5 protein-coding genes are annotated in these 6142 nt (G+C 71.4%); 4 read left to right on the forward strand and 1 reads right to left on the reverse strand.

Going from position 1 to position 6142, the window contains the following annotated elements:
- A partial coding sequence (locus tag G3I65_RS27120; RefSeq protein ID WP_160698627.1) for an ATP-binding protein occupies nt 1-512 on the reverse strand: 512 nt, incomplete at its 3' end.
- A gap of 139 nt (nt 513-651) precedes the next feature.
- Here G3I65_RS27120 and G3I65_RS27125 point away from each other — a divergent pair.
- The 4 genes from G3I65_RS27125 (at nt 652) to G3I65_RS27140 (ending at nt 6064) form a co-directional block, all read left to right on the forward strand.
- On the forward strand, nt 652-2169 hold the full coding sequence (locus tag G3I65_RS27125; protein WP_160698628.1) for a tannase/feruloyl esterase family alpha/beta hydrolase: 1518 nt from the start codon (nt 652-654) through the stop codon (nt 2167-2169).
- Between the two features lie 124 nt (nt 2170-2293).
- Complete coding sequence (locus G3I65_RS27130; protein ID WP_160698629.1) at nt 2294-3361, forward strand: aldo/keto reductase; 1068 nt, start codon at nt 2294-2296, stop codon at nt 3359-3361.
- Between the two features lie 232 nt (nt 3362-3593).
- Nucleotides 3594-3935, forward strand: coding sequence for a helix-turn-helix domain-containing protein (locus tag G3I65_RS27135; RefSeq protein WP_160698630.1), 342 nt, complete (start codon nt 3594-3596; stop codon nt 3933-3935).
- A gap of 233 nt (nt 3936-4168) precedes the next feature.
- The gene (locus G3I65_RS27140; RefSeq protein WP_160698631.1) at nt 4169-6064 is read left to right on the forward strand and encodes a tetratricopeptide repeat protein; all 1896 of its coding nucleotides are present in this window, start codon (nt 4169-4171) and stop codon (nt 6062-6064) included.
- The last annotated feature ends 78 nt before the right edge of the window (nt 6065-6142 follow it).

Raw genomic sequence — 6142 nt, forward strand, 5'->3', positions numbered from 1 at the left:
AGCGGGGACTCCGCGCCGTCCCGCAGGGTGGCGACCAGGACGATCGGCTCGGTTTCGATGCGCCGCGCGACGAACGCGAGCACGTCCGCACTCGCGCGGTCCAGCCACTGCGCGTCCTCCGCGACCAGCAGCAACGGCTTCGCCGCGGCCTCCTCGGCCAGCAGCGTCAACGCCGCGAGCCCGACCAGGTAGGTGCTCGGCTGGTTCCCGTCCGCCAGCCCCAGCGCCGTGCGCAGCGCGTCCCGCTGCGGCGCGGGCAGGCCGGCCGCCCCGGCGCGGACGGGGTACAGCAGCTGGTGCAGCCCGGCGTACGCGAGGTTCTGCTCGCCCTCGGCGCCGGTCGTGCGCAGCACCCGCAGCCCCGCGACCGACGCCGCGGCCGCCGTCTCGGTCACCAGCGCGGACTTGCCGATGCCCGCTTCGCCGCGGATGAGCACGCCCGCGCGGTCTTCCGGGCCGTCGACGAGCTCGCCCAGCTCCTTCAGCTCGGTTTCCCGGCCACGCAGCACCATGGAAACGACCTTACCCAAGGCATGTTTCCGCAGTTCACAGCCGAGTGACGTACACCGGCAGCGTCACCCGACGGGCGCGGCGCCGCCGGTCGCGCGCCTAGCTTTCCCAGCGAAAAGACGCAAGCGATCAGAGAGACCGATGAGACGCATACTCCTGGCGGCCGCCGTGCCGCTCCTGCTGACCACCGTCACGCAGCTCGCACCGGCCGCCTCGGCAGCACCGGTGCCCACCTGCGCCGCCGTCGCGGTGCCCGCCCCGCCGGGCGCGAAGGTCGAGTCCGTGTCGGCCGAGCCCAAGACCGGCTTCTGCCAGGTCACCGTCACCCTCACCCACGACGGCAGCGACCACGTCAAGGTCCTCGTGGGGCTGCCCGACACCGGCTGGACCGGCCGCCTCCAGGCCCTCGGCGGCAGCGCCTACGCCGCCGGCGAGTTCGGCGCGCCGTTCACCCAGGCGGTCAAGGACGGCTACAGCGCGGTCACCACGGACGCCGGCGTGTCCGAGAACGCGCTGGACACCTCGTGGGCGCTGACCGACGGCAAGGTGAACCAGACCCTGCTGACCAACTTCGCCACCCGTTCGACGCACGACGAGGCCGTGATCGGCAAGGCCGTCACGGAACGCCACTACCAGCGGCCGATCACGTACTCGTACTGGACCGGCTGCTCCACCGGCGGCCGCCAGGGCTACTCCGAGGCCCAGAACCACGCCGACGACTTCGACGGCATCCTCGCGAACGCCCCGGCCGTGCAGTGGACGCAGTTCGCGGTCGCGACGCTCTGGCCGCAGGTCGTGATGAACAACGAGCACGACTTCCCCAGCAACTGCGTGCTCTCGGCGTTCCAGAAGGCCGCCGTCCAGGCGTGCGACGCGCGCGACGGCGTCACCAACGGCATCGTCGATCACCCGGACGAGTGCGGCTACGACCCGCGCAAGCTGGTCGGCACGAAGGTCGTCTGCGACGGCCAGGAGTTCACCGTGACCGCGGCCGACGCCGAGGTCATGCGCAAGATCTGGGCCGGCCCCACCGACGAGCGCGGCCGCAAGCTGTGGGCCGGGCTCCCGAAGGGCGCGGACTACACGTGGGTGGCGGGCACGCAGGCCGGTCCCGACGGCACGCTGACCGCGCCCGGCTTCAAGGTGGCCGTCCTGTGGGCGCAGTCGTTCCTGGAGAAGCAGGCGGACTTCGACACCTCGACGCTGACGTACGCGCAGTACACCGCCCTGTTCCGGCAGTCCGTGCGCGAGTACGACGGCGTCATCGGCACGGCGGACCCCGACCTCTCGGCGTTCCGCCGCTCCGGCGGCAAGCTACTGACCTACGTCGGCACGAACGACCAGCTCATCCCGCCCGGCGGCACGCTGTACTACCGCCAGCAGGTCGAGCGGGCGATGGGCGGTTCGCAGCGGGTGAACGACTTCTACCGGCTGTTCCTGGCCCCGGGCGTCGAGCACTGCGGCGGCGGCCTCGGCCCGCAGCCGTCGAACCCGCTGGGCGCCCTGGTCGACTGGGTCGAGCACGGCAAGGCCCCGGCGACGCTCCCGGCGACGACCGCGGACGGCACGGCGACCCGCGACCTGTGCGCATACCCGCGCGTCTCGCGCTACACCGGCCACGGTGACCCGGCCACGGCGGCGAGCTACCGCTGCCGCTGAGTCCAAGCGCCCCGATGCGGCCGACCCCACCGCATCGGGGCGCCTGCCAGTGGACTTGCCGGTCCAAAAACCGCGAGGCACGGTGGAGAGGTCAACGGATTTCCCTGCCACAGGAGCACTTCCCATGCCTCTCGACCAGTACTACCTCCTCGGCCGTTCCGGTCTGCGCGTCAGCAGGCTCGCCCTCGGCACGATGAACTTCGGCACCGGCGGGTTCCACGCCGCCTACGGGAAGACCGAGGACGAAGCCCGCCCGATCTTCCGCAAGTATCTCGACGAGGGCGGCAACTTCATCGACACGGCGGACTTCTACACGGCCGGCGAAAGCGAAACGATCCTCGGCAAGCTGATCGCCGAAACGGACACCCGCGACCGCGTGGTCCTGACCACCAAATTCACCAACAGCGTCGACCCGGCCGACCCCAACGCGGGCGGCAACGGGCGCAAGCACATGATCCGCGCCCTGGAGGCGTCGCTGCGCCGGCTGGGCATCGACCACGTCGACCTGTTCCTGCTGCACACGTGGGACCGCATCACCCCGGCGGAGGAGGTCGTGCGCACGTTCGACGACCTGGTCCGCGCGGGCAAGATCCGCTACCCGGGCCTGTCCGACGTCCCGAGCTGGTACGCGACCCGCGCCCAGACGTACGCCGAGGCGCACTCGCTCGCGCCGATGATCAACCTCCAGCTCCCGTATTCCCTGGTGCAGCGCGAGATCGAGACCGAGCACGTCCCCATGGGTCAGGAACTGGGCCTCGGCATCACGGCGTGGAGCCCCCTGGCGGGCGGCTTCCTGACGGGCAAGTACCGCGACGGCGGCTCAGGCCGATTCAGCGACACGGACACCGCGTGGACCGAACGCGATTGGCAGCTGCTGAAGCCGCTGGAGCAGGTGGCGGCCGAGCTGGGCGTGACGATGGCGCAGGTGGCGATCAACTGGGTGGCCACCCAGCCGGGCATCGCGTCGGCGATCGTGGGGGCGAGCAGTGCGGACCAGCTGGGTAAGAGCATGGCCGCGTTGGACTTCGAGATCCCGGCGGAGCAGCGGAGACTCCTGGACGAGGCGAGCGCAGTGGCGCCGACTTCGGTGTACCGGATGTTCACGCCGGAGTATCAGAAGTGGATCGTGAGCCCGGGCTTGAAGGTGGGCGACAAGCCGGCGGGCTACGCACCGGTGGTGCGGAACTGGTGACGGCAAACGGGGTCGGCGGCACCGCGCCGACCCCGCCTGTCCTTTGTGGAGTTTCACCTGACCGCGCGCGTTCCCCTCGCGCTGCCCGTCGCCCAGAACAGCAAAACTGAATCCATGCGCAACACACGTGCACCTGCACGAGAACCGCTCGGATGCAGCTCGATTCGAGGCCGGGTACGCGGGACAATCGCGGGAACCGAGCACCACGCACGCGACTGTCACGGGAGCACGCATGGACACGCCGGAAAAACCCGCCCGGGACGCCGTCCGGCGCGAACGCAATCGCCGGATGGTGCGGGACTGGGAAAACGGCGCGACCGTCACGCAAATCGCCCGCCGTTACCACCTCTCGCTGAGCTGGACCGGGGTTCTGCTGCGCAAGAACGGCGCCGACCTGCCCAAGACCGGCCGCGGCATCAAACGTGAGCTCGACGCCGACGAGGTCATCGCCGATTACCTCGACGGCGCAACCGTCCGCGCACTCGCGGACGCACACGACGTCTCCTACGGCAAGATCTATCGCTTGCTGCAACAGCACCGCGTCCCGATGCGTCCACGCGGGGGAAAGCAATAGCGCACAGTGAGCAAAGTGCTCGACTCAGAGTAGTCCACAATGGAGGAACACGATCAATGGTGTGTACCTGCCCACACTGACCTCCCGCCACGGCCGCGAACCCGGTAGACCGGAAGGTCGGGCTTGCATCGGGGAGGGGAACCATGACGCGTCCGGGGCAGAAGCGCCGCACGGCACGATACCACCACACCGCACGGCCTAGACCGATCCAATTACCGCCACCGCCACCCGCGATGGTCGGGCGGGATCGCGAACTCGCCCAGCTCGATTCCCTGCGGCGGCACCGCCGCGAGCACCCCCGGATCGCCGTCTTGACCGGTGTCGGCGGAGTCGGGAAAACGGCGCTCGCCGTCCATTGGCTCACCACCCGCCGCGACGCTTTTCCCGACGGTGTCCTCTACGCGAGTTTCGCGTCGGACGACGAAAGCCCGGAATCACCCGACATCGCGCTTCACGGCTTTCTCACCGCGCTCGGGGTCCCGGCGGAAGACATCCCCGCCCAGACCGGTCAGCGCGCCGCGTTGTTCCGCGCCTTCACCAGCGAGCACTCGCTGGCGCTCCTGCTGGACAACGTCGTCTTCGCGGGGCAGGTCCGCGCCCTGCTGCCGGCCGCTCCCACCGCGTTCGTCCTCGTCACCAGCCGCACCCAGCTCAGCGGGCTCAGCCTGGACGGCGCGGACATCGTCCCCGTCGAACCGCTGGCCGACCGGGACGCCCACACCCTCCTCGACGTCCGCGCCGGGCGCGGGCGCCTCGACGCCGATCCGGCCGCCGCCGCGGACATCCTGCGCGCCTGCGGCGGTCTACCGCTGCGCATCGCGGTCGTCGGGGCCCGCCTGCGCACGCGCCCGGAACGCAGCCTCGCCCGGGAAGTCCGCCACACGCCCGCGGGAGAAAGCACGCGAAAGGTGTTCGAAGCGTCGTACGACTCCTTGTCCCCGGCCGCGGCCGAGCTCTACCGCCTCTGCGGCCTGCTGCCCGGCGAGCACCTCGCCCTCGACGCGCTGGCGCACGTCCTCAGCACCCCGGTCGAGAGCCTCGACGGCCTGACCGACGAACTGGTCGAGGCCAACCTGCTGAGTGAGCACGACGAGGTCGTCAGCCAGCACGACGTGGTCCGCGAAGACGCTCGTGCCCGGTGCGTACGCGAAACGCCGGAACCCCAGCGGACGACGGCACTGCACTCCTACGTCCGCTGGTACGCGGACCGCGCGGTGGCCGCGGACGAGCTCATCCACCCGTTCCGGCCGCGGTTCGCCCCGCTCCCCGGCGCGGCCACCGGGACCTTCGCCGACCGCGACCAGGCGATCCACTGGTGGCGCCGCGACCAGCAGGTCATCCGGGTGGTGGTCCGCGAAGCCGCGGCGCGGGGCTGGGACACCGAGGTTTGGCAGCTGTGCGAAGCGTCCTGGGGGTACTTCCTCTACAACCGCGACTACGAGCCCTTCCTCGCGCTGACCGCCGTGGGCATCGCCGCGACCCGACGGTGTGGCCTGCCACTGGTCGAAGCACGGCTGCACAGCCAGCTCGGGTACGCGCTGGAACAGCTGGGCCGGTTCGGTGAGGCGGCCGCCCACAACGCCGTGGCGCTCGAGATCGGGGAGCGCGAGAACCACGGGCCGACCCGGGCGACCGCCGTGTCCCGGCTCGCCGCCGCGGCCCGGCGCGAAGGCGACCTCGAGCGGGCACTCGAGCTGTACGAGCGCAGCGCCGAGCTGCACACGGAGATCGCCCTGCCGCGCGGGGTCGCCCTCGCCCGCCGGCGGCGCGGCGAACTGTTCCTCGAGCTGAACCGGGACGAGGAGGCCGCCGCGGAGCTCACGGCGGCCGCCACGGCGATGGCCGAGCTGGGCGACGCCAACCAGCACGCCCGCGTCGTCACGGCCCTCGCCCGGCTGCACGAGCGCCACGGCAGGCCCGGCGAAGCCCGGACCCGGCTACTCGAGGCCCTGGAAGTGATCCGTCCGCTCGATTCGCCGTACTACACCGCCGAAATCCTCGCCGCGCTCGCCGAGCTGGAGGCCCGGCACGACGACCTCGAGCACGCCCGCGAGCACCGCGCCGAAGCCCGGCGGCTGTACGCCGAGCTCGGCGATCCGCGGGCCGGGGAACTCGCCGACGACGGCTGACCGCGTCCCGGCGACCACCCCGTCGCCGGACCAGGCCAGTACCACGGCGGCGCCCGGGTAGCGGCCGGTGGCGCGGCG

Origin of the sequence: Amycolatopsis sp. SID8362 (assembly GCF_010550475.1) — a bacterium.
Lineage (GTDB): Bacteria > Actinomycetota > Actinomycetes > Mycobacteriales > Pseudonocardiaceae > Amycolatopsis > Amycolatopsis eburnea.